At 67.8% G+C, this 3,500-nt stretch carries 4 protein-coding genes and 1 pseudogene; 2 read left to right on the top strand and 3 right to left on the bottom strand.

Annotation, left to right across the window (positions count from 1 at the left end):
* On the bottom strand, positions 1-1,002 hold a 1,002-nt coding region (locus ACFWPJ_RS13970; protein WP_378850909.1), incomplete at its 3' end, for a metallophosphoesterase.
* A 102-nt stretch (positions 1,003-1,104) separates the two neighbouring features.
* On the opposite strand from ACFWPJ_RS13970, the pseudogene ACFWPJ_RS13965 reads away from it, so the two are divergent.
* A pseudogene (locus ACFWPJ_RS13965) lies at positions 1,105-1,464 on the top strand (hypothetical protein); the annotation flags it as partial.
* Here the strand turns inward: ACFWPJ_RS13965 and ACFWPJ_RS13960 are convergent.
* Complete coding sequence (locus ACFWPJ_RS13960) at positions 1,461-1,604, bottom strand: hypothetical protein (protein ID WP_378850907.1); 144 nt, start codon at positions 1,602-1,604, stop codon at positions 1,461-1,463. The pseudogene ACFWPJ_RS13965 and the gene ACFWPJ_RS13960 sit on opposite strands and share 4 nt — an antisense overlap.
* On the opposite strand from ACFWPJ_RS13960, the gene ACFWPJ_RS13955 reads away from it, so the two are divergent.
* Entirely contained in the window at positions 1,596-1,826 is a 231-nt protein-coding gene (locus tag ACFWPJ_RS13955) for a helix-turn-helix domain-containing protein (RefSeq protein ID WP_378850904.1), read from the top strand. The two genes, ACFWPJ_RS13960 and ACFWPJ_RS13955, sit on opposite strands and share 9 nt — an antisense overlap.
* A gap of 4 nt (positions 1,827-1,830) precedes the next feature.
* Here the strand turns inward: ACFWPJ_RS13955 and ACFWPJ_RS13950 are convergent, their stop codons facing one another.
* A complete protein-coding gene (locus ACFWPJ_RS13950) occupies positions 1,831-3,309 on the bottom strand; it encodes a sugar porter family MFS transporter (RefSeq protein WP_378850912.1) in 1,479 nt (492 codons plus the stop codon).
* Between the last annotated feature and the right edge of the window lie 191 nt (positions 3,310-3,500).

The following is a 3,500-nucleotide window of genomic DNA, read 5'->3' as shown; positions in this document are numbered from 1 at the left end:
GGACAGATCCATGACCATGAAGCCCAGTTCGTGCTGGGTTTCGTACAGGGCAGGGTGTCCCGATCCGGCCTCGGCGTGGCCGCTCGCCGTTTTACCCGCCGCGCCCGAGATGATCTGGCGGGTGCCTTTCGACGCGGTGGTCGGTTCGAGCACCTGCAACGTGTGGTCGTGGCCCGAGAGCAGGAACGACACCTTGCCCAGCACATGATCTTCGAAGAACCGCTTGGCGTGCACACCGTTGAGCGGCTCGATCGGCAGGCCCTCGTAGTTGCCCGCGTCGCCGTGCGGGCCGTTGCTGAGGTACGGGTGGTGGGTGCAGGCGATCTTCCACTGCGCGGTGGACTCGGCCAGGGCACGGTCGAGCCAGGCGCGCTGCTCGTTCATGTACTGCCCGTCGACCGACCAGTACGGGTCGAGCAGCGGCGGGATGTAGGCCGCGAGCGGGTTGACGTCGAGGACGAAGAACTCCACCACCGGGTTCTGTTCGGGCACCCGCACCGAGTAGTAGCGGCTCGGCATCCACCACCGCGGCGAGTTCGCGTGGTACTCGACCTCGTGGTTGCCGCGGACCAGCCAGCCGCCGTCACCGGGGAACACACCGGAGGTGTCGTGGTTGCCGAGCACCATCGCCCACGGAAAGTCCAGTCCCGCATTGGGATCCTCGAACTTCGTCGCGAACTGCACGTCGTCGGGACCGTTGGGCCCCGATTCGTAGATGTTGTCGCCGAGGCCGACGGCCATCGTGAACGGCTCGCGGGCATGGAACGCGCGGGCGGCGTCGGCGACCGCCCACTGGGTGCGGCTGCCCGTTCCGGCGTCACCGGTGATCAGAATCCGGGCGTCGCGGCCCGCCCGTGGCGCGAACTTCGGCACCTCGGCGGGCACGGCCGCCGCCGGCGTCAGCCCGACGAGCGTGATACCGGCGACAACGCCTGCCGCGCCGGCCAGAACTTCCCGTCGGCCGAGCCCGGCCGGAACGGAATCGGTGGTGGAGTGCGACACGTGGATACTCACCTTCTGGTCAGGGATCGGGGGAAATTTACCCCGCCGTGGAGGTGATGACGATCGGGGGACAACACGATTGCTCGTTGGATACTGTGACCCATGGCCGACCAGATGTCTCCCCTCGTGTTGAGCACCGAGAGCGTTTCCGCCCAGGAGGCTTTCGACTATTGGCGTGACAGCATCTGCGCGATGTACGCCCGAATGCAGGTCGATCCGATGACCTCGGCGGACTTCCACGCCCGGATCGAATTCGCCACGCTGGAGAACTCCGTCGGCCTGTCGAGAGTCAGGGCCGACGCCCAGCGTGCGCGCCGCCGCCCCGCCGACCTGCAGGCCGACACCGAGGACTGCATCCTGGGCGTCATCACCCTCGACGGGCAGGCGGTGCTCGAACAGGACGGCCGCACCGTCCACGCCGAGCCGGGCACGCTGATCTTCCTCGACAGCACCCGCCCCTACACCGCGACCTGGACGTCGACGTTCGAGGAAATGGTGGTGCAGGTCCCGACCCGCAGCGTCTCGGTCACCGACACCCGCTCGCTGACCGCCCAAGCCTTCGGGCCCGGCACCGTCGCACCGATCGTGACCTCGTGCTTCACTTCCCTTTTCGACCCCGGATCGTCGGCGGTGGCGGTATCGCCCACCGCATCAGGGAGATCCGGATCGATCGCGCCAAGAAACTGCTGCAGCGGGAGCGGTACCAGTCGATGGGCGCGATCGCCGCGGCCTGCGGTTTCGGTAGCGAGTCCGGGTTCCACCGCGCGTTCCGGGAGTCGGTCGGCGCGACACCGGCCGACTATCGGCAGATGGTGCGCCCGTAGGCGATCACACGGCCGAGGTGGGCCGCCCGACTCCGGTCGCGGCATCCATGTCCTCGAGCGACATGCCCTTGGTCTCGGGCACGAACCGGGACACGAACAGCAGCGACAGTAGGGCGAACGCCGCGTACATGCCGTAGGCGAAGCCGAGCGAGAAGGTCTTCAGGCTCGGGAACGACACGGTGATCGCCCAGTTCGCGGCCCACTGCCCGGCCGCGGCGAGGGAGAGCGCGGCGCCGCGGATCCGGTTCGGGAACATCTCACCGAGCAGCACCCACACCACCGGACCCCAGCTCATGCCGAAGAAGACGACGAACAGATTCGCCGCGACCAGCGCGATCGGACCACTCGCGCCGGTCAGCTGCGGCTCCAGAACACCCTCGGCATTCGGCACCTGGTCGGCGGTGCCGAAACACACCGCCATCGTGGCCAAGGTGACGGTCATGCCGATCGAACCGGTCAGCAGCAGTGGCCTGCGCCCGATCCGGTCGATGAGCATGATCGCGACGATGGTGGTGGCGATATTGACCACCGAGGTGAACACGCTGATCTGGAACGACTGGGACTCCTCGAATCCGACTGCCTCCCAGAGCACATTCGAGTAGTAGAAGATCACGTTGATGCCGACCGCCTGCTGGAACACCGACAGCAGCAGACCGACCCAGACGATCGGATAGATCCCGCCCGCGGGTCGGCGCAGGTCCTTCCACGACGGCTTCACATCGCCCTCGAGACTGGCCTCGATCCGGCCGATGGTCAGTTCGAGGTTCTTCTCGCCGAACAGCAGCGTCAGCACCGTGCGTGCCTCGGGGATACGGTGGGTCGCGACGAGGTAGCGCGGCGATTCCGGAATCGTCGACGCCAGAACGCCGTACACCACCGCGGGCACCATCATCGACAGGAACATCCAGCGCCAGGCGTCCAGACCGAACCACAGTGTCTGGCTGGCCCCGCCCGCGATCTCGGCGAAGACGTAGTCGACGAGCAGTGCCAGGAAGATGCCGAGCACGATCGCGAGCTGCTGCAGCGATCCGAGTCTGCCGCGGATGCGTGCCGGTGAGGTCTCCGCGATGTAGGCGGGGGCGATGACCGAGGCGACGCCGACACCGAGGCCACCGATGATGCGCCCGATCACCAGGATCCAGACGCTGGGCGCTAACGCGGTCACCACCGCGCTGAGGAAGAACAGCGCGGCCGCGATCTTCATGACCTTGATCCGGCCGATCCGGTCGGCGATACGTCCCGCGGTCATCGCACCGGCGGCCGCACCGAGCAGCGCCGAGGCCACCGCGAAGCCGAGAACGGCGTCGTCGACACCGAATTCGTCCTGGATCGCGGCGACCGCGCCGTTGATCACCGCGCTGTCGAAGCCGAACAGCAGACCGCCCAGCGCCGCGACGGACGCGATCCGGATGATGTGGTTGCCCGCCGCGCCTTCCTCGTCGGGAGCGGCGGACTGATCGGTGCAGGAACCTCCGTCGGACATCGGCGTCGTCCTCTCCGCGGCGCGGCACCGGATGCCACGCTGAGCTGGCTGGGTCAGGTCGCAGTATGCCCTGACCTGCGAGCCGATGTCGTCGAGGACACGCACGAGCGCGGCGACGCCGGCGCCGGGCGTCGGGCGTCGGCGGCCCACACCGCTTTTCACCTCGGCGAAACGGTCGCCGGGGACTTGCC

Source organism: Nocardia sp. NPDC058497, from assembly GCF_042720195.1.
Lineage (GTDB): Bacteria > Actinomycetota > Actinomycetes > Mycobacteriales > Mycobacteriaceae > Nocardia.
Note: the sequence above shows the minus strand (reverse complement) of the source record. Positions and strands in the feature narration are given on the sequence as shown.